A 24,814-nucleotide genomic window follows, 5' to 3' on the forward strand; every position below is an offset into this window, starting at 1 on the left:
GCCCCCTGGCCCCGCCCCCCGCCCCCCCCCCCCCCCCCCCCCCCCCCCCCCCCCCCCCCCCCGGCCACGCGCGGCTCCAAGGCGCTGACCAAGAAGCTCGAAGAACTCAAGAAGCAGGCGCTGGAGCGCTTTGACAAGCTGCGCGAGCTGTTCGAAAAAGTGCACAAGGTGTACGACAAGGAAGGCTACGGCACGCCTGCGTACGTCAAGGCGCAAGCCGCCTTGTCGGCCGAGCTGATGACCATCCGCTTCACCGCCAAGACCATCGAGAAGCTGTGCGACATGGTGCGCGGCCAGGTGGACGACGTGCGCAAGAAGGAGCGCGAGCTGCGCCGCATCATCGTGGACAAGTGCGGCATGCCGCAGGAAACCTTCATCAAGGACTTCCCGCCCAACCTCTTGAACCTGCAGTGGGTCGAGAAGCAGGCCAACGCCGGCAAGCCCTGGTCGTCCATCATCGCGCGCAACATCCCGCCCATCCAGGACCTGCAGCAAAAGCTGATGGACCTGCAGTCGCGCGTGGTGGTGCCGCTGACCGAGCTCAAGGGCATCAACAAGCGCATGAACGAAGGTGAAGCCACCTCGCGCGATGCCAAGAAGGAAATGATCGAGGCCAACCTGCGCCTCGTGATCTCGATCGCCAAGAAGTACACGAACCGCGGCCTGCAGTTCCTGGACCTGATCCAGGAAGGCAACATCGGCCTGATGAAGGCGGTGGACAAGTTCGAATACCGCCGCGGCTACAAGTTCTCGACCTACGCCACGTGGTGGATCCGCCAGGCCATCACCCGCTCGATCGCCGACCAGGCGCGCACCATCCGTATCCCGGTGCACATGATCGAGACGATCAACAAGATGAACCGCATCAGCCGCCAGCACTTGCAGGAGTTCGGCTTCGAGCCCGATGCGTCCATCCTGGCGGCCAAGATGGAGATCCCGGAAGACAAGATCCGCAAGATCATGAAGATCGCCAAGGAGCCGATCTCCATGGAAACGCCGATCGGCGACGACGACGACAGCCACCTGGGCGATTTCATCGAGGACGGCGCCAACACCGCCCCGATCGAAGCCGCGATGCAGGCCGGCCTGCGCGACGTGGTCAAGGACATCCTGGATGGCCTCACGCCCCGCGAAGCCAAGGTGCTGCGCATGCGCTTCGGCATCGAGATGACCAGCGACCACACGCTGGAAGAAGTGGGCAAGCAGTTCGACGTGACCCGCGAACGCATCCGCCAGATAGAAGCCAAGGCGCTGCGCAAGCTCAAGCACCCCAGCCGCTCGGACAAGTTGCGCAGCTTTATCGACTCGCTGTAATACGGTGCACAAGACGCGGCATTCAATGCCGCGAACCCCTCCAAAAGCCCTGGCCGCGTTGCGGTGCAGGGCTTTTGCCATTTTTTCTGCTGTTTCACCACAGACCCGCGTTAACCCGGACGCTCTAGACAGCAAAATGACAGCTTGTAACGCGACGATTACACACCGCTGAAGGAGACTGTCATGCAGTTCGGCAATCTCCAGGAGCAGGCCTTGTGTCCCGACCCGGATTCCGGTTCAGACACCTGCCCCCTGTGCATCCTGCGCGTGCCCGTTCAACGACCTGCCACCTTTTTGCGAGACACCGCATGACCACATCCTTCAACCGCCGCGACATCCTGGCCCGGGCTGCTGCAGCCAGCGCTGTCAGCGCCCTGGGCGCCACCCTGGCGCCCGCCGCCTGGGCCCAGGCCGCAGGGGCGGCCGCACGCAGCAGCGCCCATGCCAAGGCCACCAAGCTGGCCCCCACGCTGCGCATCGTGATCCCGGCCAACCCCGGCGGCGGCTGGGACCAGACAGGCCGTGCGCTGGGCGCCGCCCTGGTGGGCGTGGGCGCAGCGGACCAGGTCGAGTACGAGAACATCGGCGGCAAGGGCGGCACCATCGGCCTGGCCAAGTACGCTGAAAAATACGGCAACGACGCCAACACCCTGCTGATGGGCGGCATGGTGATGGTGGGCGCCGTGGCGCTGCAAAAGCCCGCCGTGGACCTGACCCAGATCCAGCCGCTGGCGCGCCTGACCAGCGACTACCTGGTGGCCGCCGTGGCCGCCAAGTCCCCTATCCAGAACACCAAGGACCTGGCCGAAGCCCTGCGCGCCGACCTGCGGGCGGTGCCCGTGGCCGGCGGCTCGGCCGGCGGCGTGGACCACATCTTCGCCGGCGTGCTGGCGCGCGCGTCCAAGGCCAACCCCGAGAACCTGGTCTACAAGCCCTTCGCCGGCGGCTCCGAGGTGGTGGACGCCGTGCTGTCGGGCAGCGCGACCGTCGGCCTGTCGGGCTACAGCGAGTTCAGCGATGCGATCGCCGCCGGCAAGCTGCGCGCCATCGGGGTGTCGTCCCGGCGCAGCGTGTTCGGCCTGCCCGCCTTCCGCGAGCAGGGCCTGGACGCCACCATGGCCAACTGGCGCGGCGTGTTCACCGGCAAGGGCGTGGCAGCCGCACGCACGGCCGAGATGCTCAACGCCGTCGAGGCCGCCACCGGCCATGAATCGTGGCAGCGCACGCTCAAGAACAACCGCTGGGACGCCTCCTGGCTCTCGGGCAAGGACCTGGCGGAGTTCATGGAACTGGACCTCACCACCGCCCGTGTGATGGTCTACCTGCTCAAGCTCAAGGCCTGAACCTTGCGGCCCATGGCGAGACCCCCTGCTGATCTCTGGAACTGACCCATGAAGATGTCCAACCACTCCATCGGCGCCCGCATGGCGACGGCGCTCGGCCTGGTGCTGGCGCTGATGATCGGCGCCGCCCTCTTCGGCATCGCGGCGCTGTACCGCACGCTGGGCACCTACGACACCACGGTGCAGGAACGCGTGGCGCAGGAGCGCGCCGTGAGCCGCATGGAAAGCGACTTCAAGACGCAGGTGCTGGAGTGGAAGAACACCCTGCTGCGCGGTGAGGACTCGCGCAAGCGCGAGCTGCACTGGGCCGCCTTCCAGGCCAGCGAAAAGCGCGTGGCCGATGCCGCCCGGACGCTGGAGCCCCAGTTGGCCGACGCGCAGGAAAAGGCCGCGCTCCAAAAATTCACCCAGGCCCACACGCAGATGGCGCAGGGCTACCGCAAGGGCTTCGAAGTGTTCCAGTCGCTGGGCTTCGTGCCGTCCGCGGGCGATGCCGACGTGGCCGACATCGACCAGGGCCCGGCCAAGCTGCTGACCGAACTGAGCCAGCAGGTGGCGGCCAGCAGCGCGGCCATTGCACAGCAGGCGGCGCAGGACGCGCGGCGGGCCCTCGTCAGCAGCCTGGTGGCGCTGGCGCTGGTGACCGCGCTGGGCGCCTGCGCCGGCTGGCTGCTCACCCGCTCGGTGGTGCGCCCGCTGGGCGTGGCCGTGTCGCTGGCCCACAAGGTGGCGGCGGGCGACCTGACCACCAGCATCCGTGTCGAAGGCCGGGACGAACCCGCGAAGCTGCTCGAAGCCCTGCGCGCCATGCAGGACAACCTGGAGAACGTGGTGGCCGGCGTGCGCAGCAATGCCGAAGGCGTGGCCAGCGCCAGCGCCGAGATCGCCCAGGGCAATGCCGACCTGAGCATGCGCACCGAAGAGCAGGCCGCCTCGCTGGACGAGACCTCGTCGTCCATGCAGCAGCTGCAGGCCACGGTGCAGCAGAACGCATCGAACGCACAGCGCGCCAACGAACTCGCCCGCAACGGCGCCACCGTCGCGCAGCGCGGCGGCGACGTGGTCACGCAGATGGTGGAAGTGGTCCAGGGCATCCAGGACAGCTCGCGCCGCATCTCGGACATCATCGGCGTGATCGACGGCATTGCGTTTCAGACCAACATCCTCGCGCTCAATGCCGCGGTGGAGGCCGCACGCGCGGGCGAACAAGGCCGCGGCTTTGCCGTGGTGGCCAGCGAGGTGCGCAACCTCGCCACGCGCAGCGCCAGCGCTGCGCGCGAGATCAAGGCGCTGATCCAGACCAGCGTGGAGCGCGTGCAGGCCGGCTCCGACCTGGCGCGCGACGCGGGCACCACCATGGCCGAAGTGGTGTCGTCCATCCGCGAGGTGAGCAGCCTCATGGAAGAGATCAGCCAGGCCAGCGCCGCGCAGACCTCGGACATGCAGCGCGTGACCCAGGCCATCGTGCGCATGGACGACGTCACGCAGCAGAACGCCGCGCTGGTGGAAGAAAGCGCCGCCGCCGCTGGCAGCCTGAGCGGCCAGGCCCGCCAGATGGTGGAGGCCGTGGCGGTGTTCCGGGTGCGGCAGCACCACGCGGCGCTGCCAGGTCCAAAGGCTTGATATCCGCACGCCGGACCTTTGATACGGTATTGGCAAGGGTGTGGTTGGGGCCTGAGATAGGCCAAGCGTCCTGCCCGCCCGCCCCCACCCGTTCGGGCTGAGCGTGTCGAAGCCGGGGCAAGACCTCAGCGCAGCCCTTCGACAAGCTCAGGGTGATCGGTTCAGGGGCTGGAGACGGACTGGGATCCACATCCACATCCAAATCCACCCCTTCGGGCTGAGCCTGTCGAAGCCGGGGCACGACCTCAGCGCAGCCCTTCGACAAGCTCAGGGTGAACGGTTCAGGGGCTGGGGACGGACTGGGATCCACATCCACATCCAAATCCACCCGTTCGGGCTGAGCCTGTCGAAGCCGGGGCACGACCTCAGCGCAGCCCTTCGACAAGCTCAGGGTGAACGGTTCAGGGGCTGGGGACGGGCTGGGATCCACATCCACATCCACATCCACATCCACATCCACATCCACATCCACATCCACCCGTTCGGGCTGAGCCTGTCGAAGCCGGGGCACGACCTCAGTGCAGCCCTTCGACAAGCTCAGGGTGAACGGTTCAGGGGCTGGGGACGGGCTGGGATCCACATCCACATTCACCCGTTCACCCGCAAATACAACTACGGCGACACCGCCCAGGACGCAACCTCTTCAATCTACCTTCACATTCGCGTTCTTCACCACCTGCGCCATGCGCGCGGCCTCGCTCTTGAAGAACGCCGCGGCCTGCTCGGGCGGCGTGAGCTTGATCTCATAGCCCTGAGCGATCAGCGCATCGTGTGCCTCGGGCATCTCCATGGCGGCCTTGAAGCCGTTGTACAGCCGCGCCAGTTCGGCCTTGGACAGCCCGGCCGGTCCCACCGGGGCGATCCAGCCGTCCAGTTCGAAGCCGGGGAGCCCCTGCTCCGCAATCGTGGGCACGCCGGGCAGCGACGCCACGCGGCTGCCCGTGGTCACACCCAGCGCGCGCAGGGCGCCCGACTTGATGTGCGCGGCCGCAGGCGCCACCGCCACCACGCCCAGCTGCACCTGGCCGCCCAGGATGTCGTTCATGAGCGGGCCCATGCCGCGGTATGGGATGTGTTTGATGTCCAGCCTGGCCTGGTCCACGAACATCGCAGCCCCCAGGTGCAGGATGGTGCCGTTGCCCGACGAGCCGTAGTTCAGCACGCCGGGCTTGGACTTCGCATAGGCGATCAGCTCCTGCACGGTCTTGGCGGGCACCCCGGGGTGCGCCACCAGCACAAAGGGCGTGGCGCCGAGGATGGTGATGGGCGTGATGTCGGCGAGCGAGTCGAACGGAATATTCTTGTAGACGCTGGGGTTGACCACATGGTTGTTGGACACCACGCCGATCACCGAGCCGTCCTTGGGTGCGCGCACGATCTGCGTGGTGCCGGTGATGCCGCCAGCGCCTGGCAGGTTCTCGATGACCACCGGCTGGCCCAGCGCCTTGGACAGGCTGTTGCTGATGGCACGGATGGCGCCGTCCGCCCCCGAACCCGCCGACAGCGGCAGGATCACACGCAGCGGCTTGCCGTCGCCCTGGGCGCGGGCCACGCGCGGCAAGGCCCAGGCGGCGACGCCCAATGCAGCGGCGCTGGCGGCCAAAGCCTGGCGACGTGTGAGCAGGCTGCGGGACAAGGAAATGGCGGGGGCAGTGGTGGGCATGGGTTTGTCTCCAGTCGTTGTCATGCAATCCGGGGGCTGCGGTCTGCGCCGCGTGGGTGCCCCGGGCCGTCGAGAAATAAATCAGGCAATCGCGCCCGCGGCGTGCAGCGCCGCCACGGCCTCGGGCGTGTAGCCCAGGCTGTGCAGCAGCTCGGCCGTGTGCTGGCCCAGGCGGGGTGGGTCGCAGCGCACATCCAGGCGCTGGCCGTCCATGCGCAGCGGCATCAGCGTGACCTGCGCGGTGTGGCCCGCGCACTCGCCATCGGGCAGCGTGATGTCGGCGAGACCCCCCGTGGCTTGGAGGTGCGGGTCGTCGAACAGCTCTTCGGGCCGGCGGATGGGTGCGAACGGCAGGCCGTGGCGCTCGAAGATCGCGGCCAGCGCGTCGGCCGGGTGCTGCGCCAGGCGCTCGCGCAGCACCGGCATCAGCGTGGGCCGCGCGCGCACGCGGTCGTTGTTGGTGGCCAGCTGCGGGTCGGCCCTCAGGTCGGCATAGCCCATGGCGTCGCAAAAAGTCTGCCACTGCGCGTCGCTCACCGCGGCCAGGAAGATCTGCCCGCCGTCCTTCACGCTGAACACGTCGTACACGGCCCAGGACGAGATGCGGTCGGGCATGGGCGCCGCTGGCTGGCCGGTGACGGCGTACTGCATCATGTGCTGGCCCACCAGGAAGACGTTGTTCTCGAACAGGGCCGAGTCCACCTCCTGCCCGCGCCCGGTGATGCCGCGCTGCATCAGCGCGGCCATGGCGCCGATGGCACCGAACATGCCGCCCATGATGTCGTTCACGCTGGTGCCCGCGCGCAGCGGGTCACCGGGCCGGCCGGTCATGTAGGCCAGGCCGCCCATCATCTGCACCACTTCGTCGAGCGCGGTGCGGTGCTCGTACGGGCCGGGCAGAAAGCCCGTGTGGTTGACGTAGATGAGGCGCGGGTTGAGCTGGCTCAGCGCCGCGTAGTCCAGGCCGTATTTCGTCATCACGCCGGGCTTGAAGTTCTGCGCCACCACGTCGGCCGATGCCGCCAGCTTGCGCGCGGCCGCCAGGCCCTCGGGGCTGCGCAGGTCGATGGCGATGCTCTTCTTGTTGCGGTTGAACATGGGGAAGAAGCCCGCGCCCGCGCCCAGCAGGTGGCGGGTGCGGTCGCCGTCCACGGGCTCGACCTTGATGACCTCGGCCCCCAGGTCGGCCAGCACCATGCCGCAGGTGGGGCCCATGACCATGTGGGTGAACTCGACCACGCGCAGGCCCTGCAGGGGCAAGGCGCGGGGGGCCGGAGTGTCGGGCGGCGTGGGCGGGGCAAAGGAAGAAGCGGTGTGGGAAGTCATGGTCAGACGATACGGGATGGAAGGACGCGCGGCGGTGGATCAGGTCAGTGGGTGGCGGCCAGGGAGGTGGCTCCCGCGCCGGTGCGCGGTACTCCTGCCTGCCAGAGCGTGCCGTGCAGCGTCTCGCCCGACAACCAGCCCGCCACGCGCTCGCGCAGTGCCAGCAGCGCGGCCACGTCGATGCCGGTTGCCACACCCATGCGTTCGAGCATGAACACCAGGTCTTCGGTGGTGACGTTGCCGCTGGCGCCGGGCGCGTGCGGGCAGCCGCCGATGCCGGCCAGGCAGGCGTCGAAGCGGGTGATGCCTGTCTGCCACGCGGCATACACATTGGCCATCCCCATGCCGCGCGTGTCGTGAAAATGCGCGCAGGCCAGCCGGTCGCCCACCAGCGCCCGGGCCTTGCCGAACAGCCGGGCGACCGAGGCCGGGTCGGCGTAGCCCACGGTGTCGGCCAGGCTCACGCGGTCGGCGCCCGCGTCGAGCAGGGCCTGCATCAGGCGCAGCACCTCGCTCTCGGCCACCTCGCCCTGCAGCGTGCAGCCAAACGCCGTGCCCACGCCCCCTTCGATGAGCGTGCGGCTGCCGCTGGCATCGCGCAGCGCGCGGATGCGCGCCACCTCGGCCACCACCTCGTCCGGCGTCTTGCGCAGGTTGGCCAGGCTGTGGGCGTGGCTGGCCGACAGGGGCACGACCATGAGGTCGGCGCCACATTCCAGCGCGCGTTCCGCCCCCTTGTAGTTGGGCACCAGCACCGAGGCGACGAGCCCCGGCAGCGTCTTGGCGTGGGCCAGCACCTCGGCGGTGTCGGCCAGTTGCGGCAGCAGACGGGCGGGCACGAAGGAGCCGATCTCGATCTCGCGCTGGCCCGCCGCGTAGGCCGCGTCCACCCACTCGATCTTGCGGGCCGTGGAGACGATGGTGGCAATGCTCTGCAGGCCATCGCGCAGGCCGACTTCGCGCACCAGGGCGGCGGCTACGGGGCGCGGTGCCTGCGGCAGTTCGAAAGAGGCGCCTGTCGATAGGGGGCTGCTCACGGGTTGTCTCCATTTCTTGTGTCTGCGACCTAGCGTGGATTCTAGGAATTCCCATTTGAATCAGAAAATACATTGTGGAAGCTCTATGATTCCCAAACGGAATATCTCAGCATCCATGCGCGACCTCGACCTTCAGACCCTGCGCCTCTTCGCCGCCGTGTGCGAGCACCGCAGCATTGCGCGCGCGGCCGAGCAGGAGGCCATCGTGGGCTCGGCCATCAGCAAGCGGCTGGCGCAGCTGGAGGACACGGTGGGCACGCCGCTCTTGGTGCGCAAGCGGCGCGGCGTCATCCCCACCCCGGCGGGCGAGACGCTGCTGGAGCACGCGCGCACCATGCTGGCCAGCGTGGGCCAGATCGAGCGGGACATGGCCGCCTACGCCACCGGCACGCGCGGCCACGTGCGCATGCTGGTCACGGCCTCGGTCATGGCCGAGTCGCTGGCCGACGATGTGGCGGCGTTCTTGCAAGACCCGGCGCACCGCGACATCCAGGTGAGCCTGGAAGAGCGCGTGAGCCCGGACGTGGTGCAGGGCATCCGCGACGGCAGCGCCTCCATCGGCATCTGCTGGGATGCGGCCGACCTGTCGGGCCTTGCGGTGTGCGGCTACCGCCACGACCACCTGGCGGTGGTGGCCCACGCCTCGCACCCGGTGGCGCAGCGCCAGAGCGTGCGTTTTGCCGACGTGCTGGACCATGAATTCGTCAGCATGCCCGCCCTGAGCGCCGTGCAGGTGCTGCTGGCGCGCGCGGCGGCGGTCGAGGGAAAGATGCTCGCCCACCGCGTGCTGGTGTCCAACTTCGACGCCGCGCTGCGGGTGGTGCGCGCCAACCTGGCCATCAGCGTGGTGCCGCAGGAAGTGGCCCAGCCGTTTGCCGACATCGCCCCGGTGCGGGTGATTCCGCTGTCCGACCCGTGGGCACGCCGGCGCTTCGCCATCTGCTTTCGCAGCGCCCAGATGCTCACCCCGGCGGCGCGTCTGCTGGTGGACCATCTGGCCCGGCTGGGAGCCGGCGGTCCGGACTCCGGCGGCGTGGCCGCTCCGCAACAGTTTGATATGTAACGCCGTATTTTTGGTGTTTAGCGCATATGTGCTGTGCGTTCTGAGCTACCAAACTTGTAGCAAATTAGGTTCCGAGCTATAGTCAACGCACATCGTCGGGCCGGTCTCGCATCCGCCCAGAACGAACTTTCGAACCAACACTTGCGCGAGGAGAAGCGTCCATGAGCTCCAAAGAAAATGCCGCCATCAACCAGTTGTTCGAGCGGCTCGAATGCCGTTACGCACTGCGCGTGCTGTGGGCCCTGAAGGACGGCCACCCCCAGACCTTCCGCCTGCTGCAGGACAGCGTGGGGGGCATCACTCCCAACACGCTCAACACCCGCATCAAGGAACTGCGCGAAGCCGGCTTCGTGGACCACGGCAGCGACGGCTACACCGTCACCCCCTCCGGCGCCGACCTGCTCAAGCGCCTGTCGGACGTGCAGGCCTTCGCCACCCGCTGGGTGGCCGGCCGCGCCAAGAAGCAGACGCCCTGAGCGCCGGGGCTGCCAACGCCCCCTGCCCCGCACCAGCCCTGCCGCTCTGCAGGGCCTCCAGGCAGGCCCATCCGGGGCAGCCGTTAAAATGACAGTCTGAATAGCTTCTAGCGCCCATCCACCAAGCGCTAGGAGCTATATTTTTAATAGCACTCAAGGAATCACCATGGCATTGACCACCACCGCATCCGGCCTGCAGTACGAAGACACCACCGTGGGCGAAGGCGCCGAGGCCACCAAGGGCCAGAACGTGTCGGTGCACTACACCGGCTGGCTGTACAACAACGGCGAGCAAGGCGCCAAGTTCGACTCCAGCCGTGACCGTAACGACCCCTTCGAGTTCTCGCTGGGCGCCGGCATGGTCATCAAGGGCTGGGACGAAGGCGTGCAGGGCATGAAGATCGGCGGCCAGCGCACCCTGATCATCCCCGCATCCCTGGGCTACGGCGCCCGCGGCGCCGGCGGCGTGATCCCCCCGAACGCCACGCTCAAGTTCGACGTCGAACTGCTCAAGGTCGGCCGCTGATCCAGCCCCCTCCTGTCCCTTGTGGCAAAAACAAAAGCGGCCTGCGGGCCGCTTTTGTTTTTATCGATCCCGCCGTCCAAACCCGGCGCGCCCCCTACGCCAGTGCACCCGTGGATCTGGCTTCGCCAGGCCACCGGGTGCGTCCCCCTCCGGGGGACGCCGCAGAGCGGCTCAGGGGGGGCTTTCAATCAAACAGTGCCTTGTCCAGCCGCTCGAACTTGGCATCGCCCACGGCTTCGCGGATCTTCGGCGCCAGCGCCGCCAGGTCGTCGAAGCTGCCGGCGCTTTCGACCGCCAGGTTCAGCCGAAAGCCACGCAGGCCCAGGCCGGCGGTGATTTCCGTGGCAATCGGGTAGGCCGCCTGGTAGCGCTCCATGGGGCTGCGGCCCGAGCCTTCCCCGGCGGCGGCCACGGTGCCCAGGTCCATGGCGTCCGCCAGCGGCGCGGGCGCGGGCGCGACCGGCAGGCCTGCGGCCACGGCGGCGACCGCGGCGGACTTGCCCGCCAGCGGCTCCAGCAGGCCCTGGGCGATCATGGCCTGCACGTCGTCCTGGGTGATGCCCATGGCAGCGGTGGCGGCCAGGATCTCACCCGTGGTGCGCTTGCCGTCAAAAAGTATGAAGGCCGAACGCTGGCGTGAACTGAGGCTGCCGCGCCGGTCCTTGAGTGCTTCCTGCCCTGCCTGGGTCTTGACGAGAACCATGAATCTCCTTGAATGGAGCACGCGGCCGCCCTCCGGCCCGGCATGCTGGGTTCCAGACTCTCACGTTTTGACACAGTTGAATATCGGGGTTTTCACATAACCCACGGCATGTCGTGCGCTCCGGGCGCCCTGATGCAGAACTACATCTCGGAGCGTATGCGGGGCAGCTCGGGCCCGGGGCGGGTGATCCAGCTCACCACCACCGCCACCGCCGCGCCGGCGGGCACGCCGAACACGCCCGCGGAAATCGGCTGGATGCCGAACCACAGCCCGTCGGCCAGCAGCCAGGGCGGCAGGGCCGCGCGCATGGCCGGCACGTGCGACAGCATGTAGTACACCGCCACGCCCAGCCCGGCCAGCATGCCGGCCACCGCGCCCTGGCGCGTGGTGCCGCGCCAGAAGATGCCCAGCACCATGGTGGGCACGAAGGCCGAAGCGGCCAGCGAGAACGATGCCGACACCATGGGCAATATCTCGGACGGCTTGAGCGCCGCCACGAAGGCCGCCGACAAGGCCACCGCCAGCAGGGTGAACTTGGTCAGGATCACGCGCTGCTCGGGCGAGGCCTTGCGCTGCGCATCCGGGAAGTACAGGTCGCGCACCAGCGCATTGCTGATGGTGAGCAGCAGCCCGTCGGCGGTGGACAGCGCAGCGGCCAGCCCGCCCGCCGCCACCAGGCCCGACACCACGTACGGCAGCCCGCCCAGCTCGGGCGTGGCCAGCATGATCAGGTCGGCACCCAGGCGAATCTCGCCGAACTGCACGATGCCGTCGCCGTTGACGTCCTCGATGGAGAGCAGCGAGCTGTCCACCCGCGCCCACTGGGCCATCCAGTTGGGCAGCGCCTCGAAGCTGCTGCCCACCAGGTTCTGCATGACCTCGAACTTCACCAGCACCGCCAGCGCGGGCGCGCTCAAGTACAGCAGCGCAATGAAGAACAGCGACCACGCCACCGACGCCCGCGCGCCGCCCACCGTGGGCGAGGTGTAGTAGCGCGTGAGCAGGTGCGGCAGCCCGGCCGTGCCCACCATCAGGCAGAACATCAGCGCGAGGAAGTTGCGCCGCGTGAGCTCATAGTCGCGCTGCTCATCGGGGGTGCCATCCGGGTCGCCCACATAGGCCTGGCTGTGCAGCGGCAGCCCGCCCAGGGGCCGGGCACGCTCGTAGTTCTCGCGCATCTCGCGCGTCCAGCGCTCGCGGGCCGCGGCGGCATCGCGCGGGAGCGCGGCCAGCTCGCGGCTGGCGCTGACGATGAGCCCCACGTCGGCGTTCTGGGTGCGCAGCGTGCGGATGCGCTCGCGGCCCTTTTCGCGCTCGCGCTCCAGCGCGCCCTCGACGTCCTGCAGGCGCGCCTCGTAGTCCTTGGCGCGCTGCAGGTAGGTCTGCACCACCTGGTGCTCGGCCGGGGAGTCGAGCAACTGGGCTTCCAGGTCCGCGATCTTGCTGATCTGCGCGCCGTAGACCAGCGGCGCGAGCGGGCTGCCCAGCTGCTTGTAGGCCAGCCAGGACACGGGTATCAAAAAGGCCAGCAGCAGCACCACGTACTGCGCCACCTGCGTCCAGGTGATGGCACGCATGCCGCCCAAGAAAGAGCACAGCAGCACACCGCCCAGGCCCAGCATGATGCCGATCTCGAACTGCACACCGGTCAGGCGCGATGCGATCAGCCCCACGCCGTAGATCTGCGCAACGACATAGGTGAACGAGCACAGCACCGCCGCCAGCGCCGCGATCACGCGCGGCCAGCGGCCGCCGAACCGCACGTGAAAGAAGTCGGGCACGGTGTACAGGCCCATGGCCCTGAGGTGCGGGGCAATGAGCATCGCCACCAGGCAAAAGCCCCCCGTCCACCCCAGCAGGTAGGCCAGGCCCCCCGCCTGCCCCGGCGTGCCGGAGAAGCCCTGCAGATACAGGGCGCCCGAGAGGCTGATGAACGACGCGGCGCTCATCCAGTCGGCCGCCGCCGCCATGCCGTTGTACATGGGCGGAATGCGCCGCCCGGCCACGTAGTATTCCTCGGGGTCGCTCGTGCGGCCGTACACGCCGATGCCGGCGTAGGCCATGACGGTGATGAACAGGAAAATCGGCCCGATCCAGTGGCGCGACAGGCCCTGGTGCTCGGCCCAGGTCATCAGCGCCAGAAAGGCCAGCACACCCACCACGTACAGCGCCAGGATGCGGTGCAGCCGCCACAGGTAGGCCGACCCGGAGGTCGCCCGCCCGCGGCCGTCGGTGCCGGGGGACCCGGCGCCCTTGTCAGCCATGGGGGCCACGCAGTCCACCCGCTGGTGCTGGGACTTGCGCCGCCAGCTCACCCTGCGCTGCGGCCAGGCGCTCGGCGTCCTGCCGCTCGAAGCGGTTCATGGCCCAGCAGTAAGCCACGACGATGCCGATGAACACCACCACCGCACCCTGCGCGGCGATCCAGTAACCGAGCGGCCAGCCGCCCACCACGAGCGCCTGCAGGTCGCGGGCGAAGTACGTGGCCACGAAGGACACCAGCGCCCACAGCAGCAGCAGGCCCGCCTTGAGCTTCAGGTGGCGCACGTCGTGCAGGTCGGGCGGGAACGGGCCCGCCATCTCGGCGTCCGCAGGCCGGGCGGGCCCCGGCTGCGTGAACTGCATCACAGGCACCGCAGTGCAGGCACTGCGGCAGGTGGTGCAGACAGTGCGCGCATACCGCAGTCCCCCGGGGTCTGGGCGTTCAGCCCGCCAGTTGCTGCCAGGTCGCGATCACGCTGTCAGGATTGAGCGAGATCGACGAGATGCCTTCCTTGGACAGCCACTGCGCAAAGTCAGGATGGTCGCTGGGGCCCTGGCCGCAGATGCCGATGTACTTGCCCTGGGCCAGGCAGGCCTTGATGGCCTTTTCCACCAGCGCCAGCACAGCGGGGTCACGCTCGTCGAAGTCCTGCGCCAGCAGCTCTAGGCCCGAATCGCGGTCCAGTCCCAGCGTGAGCTGGGTCAGGTCGTTGGAGCCGATGGAAAAACCGTCGAAGAACTCCAGGAAGCGCTCGGCCAGGATGGCGTTGCTCGGCACCTCGCACATCATGATGACCTTGAGGTCGTCCTTGCCACGCGAGAGGCCGTGGGTGGCCAGCAGCTTGGTCACGCGCTCGGCCTGGCCCAGCGTGCGCACGAAGGGCACCATCACCTGCACGTTGGTCAGGCCCATGTCGTTGCGCACGCGCTTCAAAGCCTCGCACTCCATCGCAAAGGCTTCACCGAAGTCTTCGCTGATGTAGCGCGCCGCACCGCGAAAGCCCAGCATCGGGTTTTCTTCCTCGGGCTCGTAGCGGCTGCCGCCGATGAGCTTGCGGTACTCGTTGGACTTGAAGTCCGACAGGCGCACGATCACGGGCTTGGGGTAGAACGCGGCGGCGATGGTGGCCACGCCTTCGGCGACCTTGTCGACGTAGAAGGCGCGCGGGCTGGCGTGGCCGCGGGCCACCGATTCCACCGCCTTCTTCAGGTCGGCATCGATCTGGGGGTAGTCCAGGATGGCCTTGGGGTGCACGCCGATGTTGTTGTTGATGATGAACTCGAGCCGCGCCAGGCCCACGCCTTCGTTGGGCAGCTGGCAGAAGTCGAAGGCGAGCTGGGGGTTGCCCACGTTCATCATGATCTTGGTCTTGATGGCGGGCATCTCGCCGCGCTGCACCTCGGTGACCTCGGTCTCGAGCAGGCCGTCGTAGATGTGGCCGGTGTCGCCCTCGGCGCAGCTCACGGTGACCAGCGTGCCGTCTTTGAGCAGCTCGGTCGCGTCACCGCAGCCCACCACGGCCGGAATGCCCAGCTCGCGCGCAATGATGGCCGCGTGGCAGGTGCGCCCGCCGCGGTTGGTGACGATGGCGCTCGCGCGCTTCATCACGGGCTCCCAGTTGGGGTCGGTCATGTCGGTGACCAGCACGTCGCCGGGCTGCACCTTGTCCATCTCGCTGATGCTGTGCACCAGGCGCACGGGGCCGGTACCGATCTTCTGGCCGATGGCGCGGCCCTCGGCCAGCACGGTGCCGGAACCCTTGAGCTTGAAGCGCTGCTCGGCCTGGCCCTTGGACTGGCTTTTCACCGTCTCGGGGCGGGCCTGCAGGATGTAGAGCAGGCCGTCGGTGCCGTCCTTGCCCCATTCGATGTCCATCGGGCGGCCATAGTGCTGCTCGATCACCAGCGCGTAGTGCGCCAGCTGCTGCACGTCGGCGTCGCTCAGCGAATAGCGGTTGCGCTGCTCGGTGGCCACGTCGATGGTCTTCACGAGCTTGCCGCTGGCCTTCTTTTCGTCGGCCGAGGCGAACACCATCTGCAGCAGCTTGCTACCCAGGTTGCGGCGGATCACGGCCTGCTTGCCGGCCTTGAGCATGGGCTTGTGCACGTAGAACTCGTCGGGGTTCACGGCGCCTTGCACCACGGTCTCGCCCAGGCCGTAGCTGCTGGTGATGAACACCACGTCTTCGAAGCCCGATTCGGTGTCGATGGTGAACATCACGCCAGCGGCGCCCAGGTCGGAGCGCACCATGCGCTGCACGCCGGCCGACAGGGCCACCACGTCGTGCTCGAAGCCCTTGTGCACGCGGTAGGAGATGGCGCGGTCGTTGTACAGCGACGCGAACACTTCCTTCATCTTGTGCAGGACGTCGTCGATGCCCACCACGTTCAGGAAGGTCTCCTGCTGGCCCGCAAACGATGCGTCAGGCAGGTCTTCGGCCGTGGCGGACGAGCGCACGGCGAACGATGCGGCCGGGTTGCCGGCGCTCAGCGTGGCAAATGCTTCGGCAATGGCGGCCTGCAGGTCGGCCGGGAAGGGCTGGGCCTCGACCATGGCGCGGATCTCGGCGCCCACCGTGGCCAGGGCGCGCACATCTTCGGTGTCCAGGCTCTTGAGCTTGGCGCTGATCTTGTCGGCCAGGCCGTCGTGCGCCAGGAACTGGCGAAACGCGTGCGCCGTGGTGGCAAAGCCCGTGGGCACCCGCACACCCTGGGGCAGTTGGGAGATCATCTCGCCGAGGGAGGCGTTTTTACCGCCTACGGCCTCGACATCGGTCATTCTCAGGTTTTCAAACGGTACGACCAGGGCGGTCGGGCTGAAAAGTGCAGACATGGGAAAGCTCCAGAAGTTGAAACCGGGTCTGCGCGCCCGCCCCTTGCTGTACCTGGGAGCGATGGGCGAGCGGCCATGCACGGCGGGTGGCTTTGTCGTTGTGGTTGTGGGCCGACGAAGTGCATGGTGAGAATTTGGATAATTGTCACAATTGTAGGCCTGCGGCACTGGCGGCAGGCTGACGCACTGAAAGGCCCCCTGCTCCATGCACACGCGCACCGTATTTTTCGTCTCTGACGGCACCGGCATCACGGCCGAGACTTTTGGCAATGCCATTTTGGCCCAGTTCGAGATGAAGCCGCGCCACGTGCGCCTGCCCTTCATCGACAGCGTGGACAAGGCCCACCAGACGGTCCGCCAGATCAACCACACGGCCGAGATGGAGGGCAAGAAGCCCATCGTGTTCACCACGCTGGTGAACATGGAGGTCCTGAAGGTCATCCAGGAAGGCTGCAAGGGCATGCTGCTCGACATGTTCGGCACCTTCGTGCACCCGCTGGAGGAAGAGCTGGGCATCAAGTCGCACCACCGCGTCGGCCGCTTCAGTGACGTGAGCCGCAGCAAGGAATACACCGACCGCATCGAGGCCATCAACTTCAGCCTGGCCCACGACGACGGCCAGAGCAACCGCGACCTGGCCGGTGCCGACGTGATCCTGGTCGGAGTGAGCCGCAGTGGCAAGACGCCCACCAGCCTGTACCTGGCCATGCAGTGCGGCCTGAAAGCCGCCAACTACCCGCTGATCCCCGAAGACTTCGAGCGCCGCCAGTTGCCGCCCGCGCTGGTGCCGCACCGCGCCAAGATCTTCGGGCTGACCATCCAGCCCGAGCGCCTGTCCGAGATCCGCAACGAACGCCGCCCCGGCTCCAAGTACGCCGACCTGGTGAACTGCCGCCACGAGGTGGCCGAGGCCGAGGCGATGATGCGGCGATCGGGAATCCGGTGGCTGTCGACCACGACCAAGTCGATCGAGGAGATCGCGACGACGATCCTGCAGGAGATCCGGCCGGAGCGGCTGGTGTACTGACGGGCCGACCCGCCGAGCGCGCGCGTCAAATCTGCCGCGCAGTCGTCGTTTGGGTGAAAAACAAGGCTCTACCGCTTGTCCAGCAAGCGCTAGCAGCTATCAATTAATGAGCAACCGCACACCACAGACCTTGCCCGCCTGAAAGCACGCGGACAAGGCGGCGCTGTGCCGCTGCGCCTGGAGCACCCTTTTGAAAAAATCCACCGTCCTTCGCGCTGTTCTGATGACCTTGGCATTCGCCGTGGTGGTGACCCTGTTCATCGGCAAACGCTGGTACGACTACGTGAGCAGCGCCAGCTCGCCCTACGACGAAGTAGGGATCGAGCTGAACTCCCGCGCGCCCGGTCCCATCAACCGGTGGGGCTGCGCCAAGCTGCAGGAACGCTTCGCCCGGGCGACGCCGCCGTACGGGTGTTCGGCGGGCAACGGACGGCAGTGGAAGTAAGCAAAGCAGCTACTTCACCGCAAACCGCACATTCGCCGGCTTCTTGCCCGGCAAGGTCACCAGCGCCACCACCTTGGTGCCTGCGGCCACCTTGAAGGTGCCCTTGGCTTCGAGCTTGCCCTCGCCCGCGGGCACCAGCACGGCCTCGGATTTCTCCGTGCCGTTGAGCAGGGTGAGCTTGGCGGTCACCCCCTCGGAGCTGGCCGCCTTGCCGTGGTCGCGCAGGTACAGCGTGATGGCGTCCGGCTTGGCAACCAGTTCGTAGTCCATATCGTGGGTACCGGCCACGATGCCGCCGTGCTGGGGCTTGTGGTCGTCGCCATGGGCATGGTTGCCGGCGGCAAACGCAGCGCCGCTCACGGCCAGTGCGAGCGTGGCGATGAAGTATTTGGTGTTCATGAAAGTCCTTTCAAAGGGTGGTCAAAGGGTGGTCAAAAGCTGGTCAAACGCTGGTTGAGGCAGCGGCAAAAAATCAAAAAGCCTCGGCGTTCTTGTCGTCCAGCAGGCGCTCGGCATCGCGGCGGCCGAACAGCCAGAACAGGGCCGGGGTCAGGAAGGTGTCGAGCAGGGTCGAGCTGATCAGGCCCGAGAAGATCACCACCGCCACCGGGTGCAATATCTCGGTGCCGGGGCGTTCGGCCTCCAGCAGCAGCGGGGCCAGCGCAAAGGCGGTGACCAGGGCCGTCATGAGCACAGGGGACAGGCGCTCCAGCGAGCCGCGCACGATCATCGCGGTGTCGAAGTTCTCGCCCTCCACGCGCATCAGGTTCAGGTAGTGGCTCACCTTCAGGATGCCGTTGCGCACCGAGATGCCCGCCAGCGTGATGAAGCCGATCAGCGCCGCCACCGACAGCGGCTGGCCCGAGATCCACAGCCCCAGCACGGCCCCCACCAGCGCCAGCGGGATGTTGGCCATGATCAGCGCCGACAGCGTGGCCGAGCGGTAGCGCGTGTACAGCACCACGAACATCAGCACCAGCGAGACCACGGCCAGCATGCCCACCAGGCGGCTGGCCTCTTCCTGCGCCTGGAACTGGCCGCCCAGGGTGATGAAGTAGCCATCCGGCAAACGCGTCTCGCCCACCACCTTGCGGATGTCGGCCACCACGTCGGACAGCGCCCGGCCCTGCGCGTTGGCCGAGAGCACGATGCGCCGCTTGCCATCGTCGCGGCTGATCTGGTTGGGGCCGTCGCCGTCCTCGATGCTGGCCAGGCGCGACAGCGGCACGCGCCCGCGTGGGGTCTCGATCATGATCTGCGCCAGGCCGTCCAGCGAGCGCGCGCTCTCGGGCAGGCGCACCACCAGCGCAAAGCGCCGGCTGCCCTCCACGATCTGCGTCACCTTTTCGCCCTCCACCAGGCCCTGCAACGTGGCCAGCACCTGCGCGGCCGGCACCCCGTACTGGGCGGCCGCGGCATGGTCCACGCGCACGGTGATCTGCGGCGCCAGCACCTGCTTTTCCACCTCCAGGTCGGCCAGGCCGTCGATGGTGGCCAGGCGCGCACGCAGCGCATCGGCCTGGCCGCGCAGGGTGTCCAGGTCTTCACCAAAGAGCTTGATCGCGATCTGCGAGCGCACACCCGAGAGCATGTGGTCGATGCGGTGCGAGATCGGCTGGCCGATGGCAATCGCCGCCGGCATCTGCGCCAGCCGGCTGCGGATGTCGGCCTGCACCTCGGCCATGCTGCGCTTGAGCTCGGCCGCGGGCAGCAGGCCCACGTCGAGCTCGCTCACGTGCACGCCCTCGGCATGTTCGTCCAGCTCGGCCCGGCCGCTGCGACGGCCCACGTGCGTGACCTCGGGCACCTGGCGCACCAGCACCTCGGCCTGGCTGGCCAGCGCGGCCGATTCGGCCAGCGTCACGCCGGGGTTCAGGCGCATGCCGATGAGCAGCGTGCCCTCGTTGAACGGCGGCAAGAAGGTGGTCGGAAAAAACGGCACCGCCGCCACCGACAGCACCACCGCCACGGCACTCACCGCCATGGCGACGCGCGGATGCGCCAGCACCCGGGTGAGCCCGCCGCGGTAGCGCGCCTTGAGCCAGGCCACTACGCGGGTATCGCCATGGTCCAGGTTCTTCATGCGCGGCAACAGGTAGAAGGCCAGCACCGGCGTGACCGTGACCGACACCAGCAGCGAGGCCACGGTGGAGACGATGAAGGCGATGCCCAGCGGCACGAACAGCCTCCCCTCGATGCCTGGCAGCGCGAACAACGGCAGGAACACCAGCACGATGATGGCCGTGGCGTAGAGGATGCCCGAGCGCACCTCCATCGACGCGAGCTTGACCACCTCGATGGGGTGCAGCCGGTGGTGGGGGTGCTTGGCCCGGTCCATCTTCAGGCGTCGCAGCACGTTCTCCACGTCCACCACCGCATCGTCCACCAGCCCTCCGATGGCAATGGCCAGGCCGCCCAGCGTCATGGTGTTGATGGACAGGCCGAAATACTTGAACACCAGCGCCGTGATGAAGATGGACACCGGAATGGCGGTGAGCGCGATCACCGTGGGCCTGAGCGTGCCCAGGAACACGAACAGGATCACCGCCACGAACACCGAGGCGCCGATGAGCTTGCCCTGCAAGGTGGTGACCGAGGCCTCGATGAAGCTGGCCTGGCGGAAGGTGACGCGCGGCGCTTCCATGCCTTCGGGCAGCGACTTCTTCAGATCACCCAGCGCCGACTCGATGCTGCGCGTGAGCGCGATAGTGTCGGCCGTGGGCTGCTTCTGGATGCCCAGGATCACGGCCGGCTTGCCCTCGAAGCCCGCGTCGCCGCGCTTGAGGGCCGCAGCAAACGTCACCTCGGCCATCTGGCGCAGCAGCACGGGCTGGCCGTTCTTCGCGGCGAGCGCCAGGTTCTGCAGATCCTCCAGGCGCGACGTGCGGCCCAGGTGCCGGATCAGGTACTCGCGCCCATTGAGCTCCAGGAAACCGCCCGAGGTGTTGCTGGAGAAGCCCTTGAGCGCCCCCGTGAGCTGGTCGTGCGTGATGCCCAGCTCGGCCATGCGCGCCGTGTTGGGCTGCACCTGGAACTGGCGCACCTCGCCGCCGATGGGGATCACCTGCGCCACGCCGGCGATCGCCAGCAGGCGCGGGCGCAGCACCCAGTCGGCGTATTCGCGCACGGCCATGGGCGTGGTGCGCTGCACGTCGATGGGGATCGCCACCTGCATGATCTCGCCCATGATGGAGCTGATGGGCCCCATGCGCGGCGTCACGCCCGCGGGCAGGCCCTCCTCCATGGACGACAGGCGCTCGGACACCATCTGCCGGGCGCGGAAGATGTCCATGCTCCAGTCGAAGGTGACATAGATGAAGGACAGGCCCGCGCTGGAGGTGGAGCGCACGCGCTCCACGCCGGGCAGGCCGTTCATGGTCGTCTCCAGCGGAAAGGTGATGAGCTGCTCCACCTCTTCGGCGGCCATGCCGCCGGCCTCCGTCATCAGCGTGACGGTGGGCTTGTTGAGGTCGGGGAACACGTCCACCGGGGTGCGCGACAGCGTGAAGGCCCCGTAGGCCATGAGCACGCCCGCCGCGATGAGCACCAGCAGCCGGTTGGCCAGGCTGCTTTCGAGTAGCCACTTGAACATTGCGTGGCTCCCTTCAGCGGACCTGGTTGATCAGCGTGGCGCCCTGCGTGGCCACGCGGTCACCGGCCTTCAGGCCCGAGGTCACGGCCACCGAGGCACCGTCCAGCGGCACGAAGGTGACCACCCGGGGTACGAAACGCTCGGGCGACTCCTTGACCCAGACGATGGTCTGGTTCGCGGGGTTGCGCAGCAGCGAAGCCACTGGCACCTGCACGCCCGCGGCCTGCTCGGTGGATTGCACGAACACGCGCACCGGCTGGCCCAGTGCGAGGGTGCCCAGCACTGCGGCGTCCCCCGCGAACTGCAGCGGCAACGCCTGGTCGCGCAGGCTGCGCGCGGCGCCCAGAAAGCGCAGCGGCACACGCTGGCCACCCACGGCCAGCGCGGCACCGGCCACGCTCTGGGCCTGGGCGGTGTCGTAAGCCAGGGCTTCGACGCGCAGGCGCGTGGGGTCCACCACCTCGAACACCAGCTCGCGCGCATCCACCACCTGCCCTGCCACGGCGTTGGCCGAGGCGATGACACCCGAGACGGGCGCCACCAGCGCATCGCGGGTCGAAAGGCCCGCCCCCACCGCGCCCAGTCGCTGGGTGACGCTTTGCAGCTCGCTCTCGGCCGCCTCTATGTCCTTGCGAGGCACGGTGTCCGACAGGTCCTTCAAACGCGCCACGCGTCGTGCCGCCAGGTCGCGTGCCGCACGCAGCTCGGCCTGCTGGGCCAGCTGGTTGGAGCGCTCGATGGCGCCCGCCGTGGGCACCACATAGGCCAGCACTTCACCCTTGCGCACCGCCTGGCCCACGCCGGGCAGGCCCTTGGGGCCTGCCTCCAGCCGGCCTGCCAGCGCGGCCTGCACCTTGCCGCCGGCGTTGGGGTCCATGACCACCGTGCCGGCCAGCTCGAAGGCCTTGGGGTGCCGGCCCTCGGCGGCCACCAGGGTGCGCACGCCGAGTTGGCGCTGCGCAGGCTTGGGCAGGAAGACGCTGCCATCGGGCTGGCGCTTGGGGCCGTTGCCGTCTGCGGGCGCGGGCGCGTCGCCATGGTCATGGCCTTCGCCGGCGAGCGCCATCAGCGGGGCGCACAGCGCAGCGGCCATCAACAGGGCCGTCACGGAATGGAGAGAGGTCAGCCGCTTCATGCTGCACCTCCGAGGCGCTGCGCGCGCGCGGCGCGGCCACGCCGCAGGCCCCACGCCAGGGCCAGGGCTGCAAGCACGGCGACCACGGCACCGGCGACCAGCGCGTTGCGCCGGCCTGTGGGCTCGGCGTGGGCATGCGCCGCGGCGTGCACGTCGATCTCGCCGGCCAGCAGGTCGGTGTCGGTGCCGGCCACCACGGTGGCGGTGACGGGGCTTGCGCCCTCGGCCAGCGGAGCGGCCAGCGCGGCCTGGAACTCGCCGTCGGCCACGCGGCTCACGGGCACGCGCGTGCCGGCAATGTCGAGCTCGAGCTGCGCCTCCTTCACCGGGCTGTTGTCGCCCGCATGGTCGAGGTAGAGCGCCAGCTTTTGACCGTCGAGCACACCGACCAGTTCGAACAGGTCGGAGGTGGCGGCAAAGCGCGGCATCGCAGGGCCGGCTGCAGTGGCAGGGGCGTCTCCATGGTCATGGCCCGCATCGGCCCAGGCTGCCGGCGGCACGAGGCCCAGCACCAGGGCCAGGCCCAGTGAGGAAAAGAGAGAAAGGAGTGGCATGGTGATCACAAAAATGGGGGGGGGTGAAGAGAGGCTTTGCGCTCACTGCGGCAACAGGCCCAGGGCCTGGCGCAGGGTGGAGATGGCGGCCGCGGCATCGATGCGGGCCCGCGCCAGCTGGCGCTCGGCCTGCACGGCTTCGAGCTCCACGCGCAGGCGTGTGGGCCAGTCGGCTTCGCCCAGGCGAAAGGCCTTGTCGATAAAGCCGCGCGTGTCGCGGGCCAGCGCCGCATGGCGGGCCATGGCCTCGCGCTGGGCCTGGCTGGCCTTCACGCGGGCCGTGGCCGCGGCCAAGTCGGCGGCGAGGCGGTCCTGCTCGGCGCGGGCGCGCACTTCGGCGTCGAGCGCGTCGGCTAGGGCCGCTGTCTCCTTGGCGCGCGCCCGGTCGCCGCCGCCCAGGGGTATGCGCACGCCGACCGTGAAGCTTTGGAGGTAGCGCTCGCCGGCCTGCTCGCGCCCGCGCGTGGCGGCCACGGTCAGCTCCGGGTTGGCACGGGTCTGCACAGCGGCCAGGTCGGCGGCGCGGCGCGCCACCGCGGCCTGGTCGTTCCAGTCCGCCACCGACGGGTGGTCGGCAGGCAGGCCGGCTGCTGGCAGCGCTTCCGCCTCGGGCTCGGCGCCGTCGGCCAGCACCACGCTGCCGCCCCATGCCGCCAGGGCTGCCTGTGCGACATCGCGTGCGCCCGTGGCCTCGGCCACCGCGGCCTCGGCCTGGGCCACGGCACTATCTGCCTGCGCCTGGTCGGCCCGCGACATGTCGCCGGCCTGAAAGCGCCGCGCCACGTCGGCCCTCAGGCGCTGCGCGTTCTGCAGCCGGTCCTGGGCCAGGCCCAGTTCTGCCTGCGCGCGCTGCAAGGTCCACCAGGCCTCGCGCACGGTGGCGGCCAGTTGCAGCTGCGCGGCCAGGCGGCGGCTTTCCACGGCCTTGATCTCGGCGTCGCCCAGCGCGGCCTTGCGCGCGCGCTCGCCGGGCAGCCACAGCGGCAGGGCCACGCCCACTTCGTATTCCCTGCTGCCCTGGTTGCTGCCGGGGCGGTCGCTCTTGCGGGACAGCTCCAGCGCAGCGGGCTCGGCCAAGAGGGACGATGCGCCGCTGCGCGCGGCCTGCGCCGACTCGCGCCGCAGCGCTGCGGACTGCGCCTCCGGCTGGCGCTCCCAGGCGCGCTCGAACAGGGATTTCAGGGTAAGTGGTGCTACTGCTGCCGGTTCAGCCGGTTCAGCCGCTAATTGGGCTTGCGCACCGCCCACGGCCAGTGCGCACCCCAGCGCCACGGCGGCCAGCAGCGGCCGTGGCAGGTGATTCTTGTGTGTCGTTCTTTGCATCCGATTCCTCTGCAGTGGCCCAGGGCCACGGGGTTGAAATCGGCGAGGCACGATGGCCGGCGCATGCGCTCGCGCGCAGGCACTGCAGCAGCCTGCAAGGGCCGCGTCACATCGTCAGGACAGGGGTTGCCCGCAACCCGCCTCGCCGCTCAGGCGAGGACGGACCACTTGGGGCGTTCGGGGCGGGTGAGCGGGGGATGGACCCAGGCCGGTGCCACCAGGGCGGCAGGCGCAGCGACCGCGACCACGATGGCCTGACCACTCGCACTCAAGGCCATGCCGCTGCCCACGCCGTGGCAGGCATGGCAGTCCATGTCGGCCGTGGCGGCGGTGGCCAGTGCCTTGTGGTCGGGGGTCTCGCTGGCGGCGGACGGCTGCGCTTGCGCGGCTGGCGCATCACTGTGGTGATCGTGCGCATGGTGGCCGAAGTGCGATGCCTGCGGCGCCGTCTCGTGCTTGCAGTACGGCGATGCAGCCGCCCAGATGGACTGGAGCGGCATGAACAGCAGCAGGAAGACGAGGAGCAGGCGGCGCATGGTGTGCGCGCATTCTAGTGACAAGATGGCGCG

General features: G+C 68.6%; 22 protein-coding genes. 9 read left to right on the plus strand and 13 right to left on the minus strand.

Going from position 1 to position 24,814, the window contains the following annotated elements:
- From rpoD to ACIGHN_RS22395, 4 genes are all read left to right on the plus strand, one after another.
- A partial coding sequence (gene rpoD, locus ACIGHN_RS22380; RefSeq protein WP_396506167.1) for an RNA polymerase sigma factor RpoD occupies window positions 1-1,314 on the plus strand: 1,314 nt, incomplete at its 5' end.
- A gap of 183 nt (window positions 1,315-1,497) precedes the next feature.
- A complete protein-coding gene (locus ACIGHN_RS22385) occupies window positions 1,498-1,626 on the plus strand; it encodes a hypothetical protein (RefSeq protein ID WP_268751114.1) in 129 nt (42 codons plus the stop codon).
- A complete protein-coding gene (locus ACIGHN_RS22390; RefSeq protein ID WP_056411740.1) occupies window positions 1,623-2,657 on the plus strand; it encodes a tripartite tricarboxylate transporter substrate binding protein in 1,035 nt (344 codons plus the stop codon). Before ACIGHN_RS22385 ends, ACIGHN_RS22390 begins: the two co-directional genes overlap by 4 nt.
- 48 nt (window positions 2,658-2,705) lie before the next feature.
- Window positions 2,706-4,280, plus strand: coding sequence for a methyl-accepting chemotaxis protein (locus ACIGHN_RS22395; protein ID WP_396506169.1), 1,575 nt, complete (start codon window positions 2,706-2,708; stop codon window positions 4,278-4,280).
- A gap of 643 nt (window positions 4,281-4,923) precedes the next feature.
- On the opposite strand, the gene ACIGHN_RS22400 is transcribed toward ACIGHN_RS22395, so the two are convergent.
- The 3 genes from ACIGHN_RS22400 to ACIGHN_RS22410 form a co-directional block, all read right to left on the minus strand.
- A complete protein-coding gene (locus ACIGHN_RS22400) occupies window positions 4,924-5,943 on the minus strand; it encodes a Bug family tripartite tricarboxylate transporter substrate binding protein (protein WP_396506171.1) in 1,020 nt (339 codons plus the stop codon).
- A gap of 81 nt (window positions 5,944-6,024) precedes the next feature.
- On the minus strand, window positions 6,025-7,269 hold the full coding sequence (locus tag ACIGHN_RS22405) for a CaiB/BaiF CoA transferase family protein (RefSeq protein WP_396506172.1): 1,245 nt from the start codon (window positions 7,267-7,269) through the stop codon (window positions 6,025-6,027).
- A gap of 44 nt (window positions 7,270-7,313) precedes the next feature.
- The gene (locus ACIGHN_RS22410; protein ID WP_396506302.1) at window positions 7,314-8,270 is read right to left on the minus strand and encodes a hydroxymethylglutaryl-CoA lyase; all 957 of its coding nucleotides are present in this window, start codon (window positions 8,268-8,270) and stop codon (window positions 7,314-7,316) included.
- A 151-nt stretch (window positions 8,271-8,421) separates the two neighbouring features.
- Between ACIGHN_RS22410 and ACIGHN_RS22415 the strand changes: the two genes are divergently transcribed.
- From ACIGHN_RS22415 to ACIGHN_RS22425, 3 genes are all read left to right on the plus strand, one after another.
- Window positions 8,422-9,369, plus strand: coding sequence for a LysR family transcriptional regulator (locus ACIGHN_RS22415; RefSeq protein ID WP_056411743.1), 948 nt, complete (start codon window positions 8,422-8,424; stop codon window positions 9,367-9,369).
- A 161-nt stretch (window positions 9,370-9,530) separates the two neighbouring features.
- Entirely contained in the window at window positions 9,531-9,845 is a 315-nt protein-coding gene (locus ACIGHN_RS22420) for a helix-turn-helix domain-containing protein (RefSeq protein ID WP_056173851.1), read from the plus strand.
- Between the two features lie 166 nt (window positions 9,846-10,011).
- Complete coding sequence (locus tag ACIGHN_RS22425; RefSeq protein ID WP_056411744.1) at window positions 10,012-10,371, plus strand: FKBP-type peptidyl-prolyl cis-trans isomerase; 360 nt, start codon at window positions 10,012-10,014, stop codon at window positions 10,369-10,371.
- A gap of 184 nt (window positions 10,372-10,555) precedes the next feature.
- Here ACIGHN_RS22425 and ACIGHN_RS22430 read toward each other — a convergent pair whose 3' ends face one another.
- The 4 genes from ACIGHN_RS22430 to ppsA form a co-directional block, all read right to left on the minus strand.
- Complete coding sequence (locus ACIGHN_RS22430; protein ID WP_056411745.1) at window positions 10,556-11,074, minus strand: hypothetical protein; 519 nt, start codon at window positions 11,072-11,074, stop codon at window positions 10,556-10,558.
- A 140-nt stretch (window positions 11,075-11,214) separates the two neighbouring features.
- Window positions 11,215-13,338 (minus strand): VC_2705 family sodium/solute symporter, encoded by a 2,124-nt coding sequence (locus ACIGHN_RS22435; protein WP_396506174.1) that lies wholly within the window; start codon window positions 13,336-13,338, stop codon window positions 11,215-11,217.
- Complete coding sequence (locus tag ACIGHN_RS22440; protein WP_396506175.1) at window positions 13,331-13,699, minus strand: DUF4212 domain-containing protein; 369 nt, start codon at window positions 13,697-13,699, stop codon at window positions 13,331-13,333. The genes ACIGHN_RS22435 and ACIGHN_RS22440 overlap by 8 nt, the downstream gene beginning before the upstream one ends.
- Before the next feature lie 79 nt (window positions 13,700-13,778).
- Window positions 13,779-16,169 (minus strand): phosphoenolpyruvate synthase, encoded by a 2,391-nt coding sequence (ppsA, locus tag ACIGHN_RS22445; protein WP_396506177.1) that lies wholly within the window; start codon window positions 16,167-16,169, stop codon window positions 13,779-13,781.
- Between the two features lie 205 nt (window positions 16,170-16,374).
- Between ppsA and ACIGHN_RS22450 the strand changes: the two genes are divergently transcribed.
- Both ACIGHN_RS22450 and ACIGHN_RS22455 read left to right on the plus strand, forming a co-directional pair.
- Window positions 16,375-17,196, plus strand: coding sequence for a pyruvate, water dikinase regulatory protein (locus tag ACIGHN_RS22450; RefSeq protein ID WP_056411749.1), 822 nt, complete (start codon window positions 16,375-16,377; stop codon window positions 17,194-17,196).
- Between the two features lie 223 nt (window positions 17,197-17,419).
- Window positions 17,420-17,641, plus strand: coding sequence for a hypothetical protein (locus tag ACIGHN_RS22455; protein WP_156370974.1), 222 nt, complete (start codon window positions 17,420-17,422; stop codon window positions 17,639-17,641).
- 9 nt (window positions 17,642-17,650) lie between these two features.
- Here the strand turns inward: ACIGHN_RS22455 and ACIGHN_RS22460 are convergent, their stop codons facing one another.
- From ACIGHN_RS22460 to ACIGHN_RS22485, 6 genes are all read right to left on the minus strand, one after another.
- A complete protein-coding gene (locus ACIGHN_RS22460) occupies window positions 17,651-18,040 on the minus strand; it encodes a hypothetical protein (protein ID WP_396506179.1) in 390 nt (129 codons plus the stop codon).
- A 73-nt stretch (window positions 18,041-18,113) separates the two neighbouring features.
- Window positions 18,114-21,233, minus strand: coding sequence for an efflux RND transporter permease subunit (locus ACIGHN_RS22465; protein WP_396506181.1), 3,120 nt, complete (start codon window positions 21,231-21,233; stop codon window positions 18,114-18,116).
- Window positions 21,234-21,246: 13 nt separating this feature from the next.
- A complete protein-coding gene (locus ACIGHN_RS22470; protein ID WP_396506183.1) occupies window positions 21,247-22,368 on the minus strand; it encodes an efflux RND transporter periplasmic adaptor subunit in 1,122 nt (373 codons plus the stop codon).
- Window positions 22,365-22,922, minus strand: coding sequence for a hypothetical protein (locus ACIGHN_RS22475; protein WP_396506184.1), 558 nt, complete (start codon window positions 22,920-22,922; stop codon window positions 22,365-22,367). The genes ACIGHN_RS22470 and ACIGHN_RS22475 overlap by 4 nt, the downstream gene beginning before the upstream one ends.
- 42 nt (window positions 22,923-22,964) lie before the next feature.
- Window positions 22,965-24,245 carry a TolC family protein gene (locus ACIGHN_RS22480; protein WP_396506185.1) on the minus strand — a complete coding sequence of 427 codons (1,281 nt, stop codon included), beginning with the start codon at window positions 24,243-24,245 and terminating at the stop codon, window positions 22,965-22,967.
- A 149-nt stretch (window positions 24,246-24,394) separates the two neighbouring features.
- Window positions 24,395-24,781 (minus strand): hypothetical protein, encoded by a 387-nt coding sequence (locus ACIGHN_RS22485; RefSeq protein WP_396506187.1) that lies wholly within the window; start codon window positions 24,779-24,781, stop codon window positions 24,395-24,397.
- Between the last annotated feature and the right edge of the window lie 33 nt (window positions 24,782-24,814).

Origin of the sequence: Acidovorax sp. NPDC077693 (assembly GCF_044542805.1) — a bacterium.
In the GTDB taxonomy this organism is placed as follows: Bacteria; Pseudomonadota; Gammaproteobacteria; order Burkholderiales; family Burkholderiaceae_C; genus Acidovorax.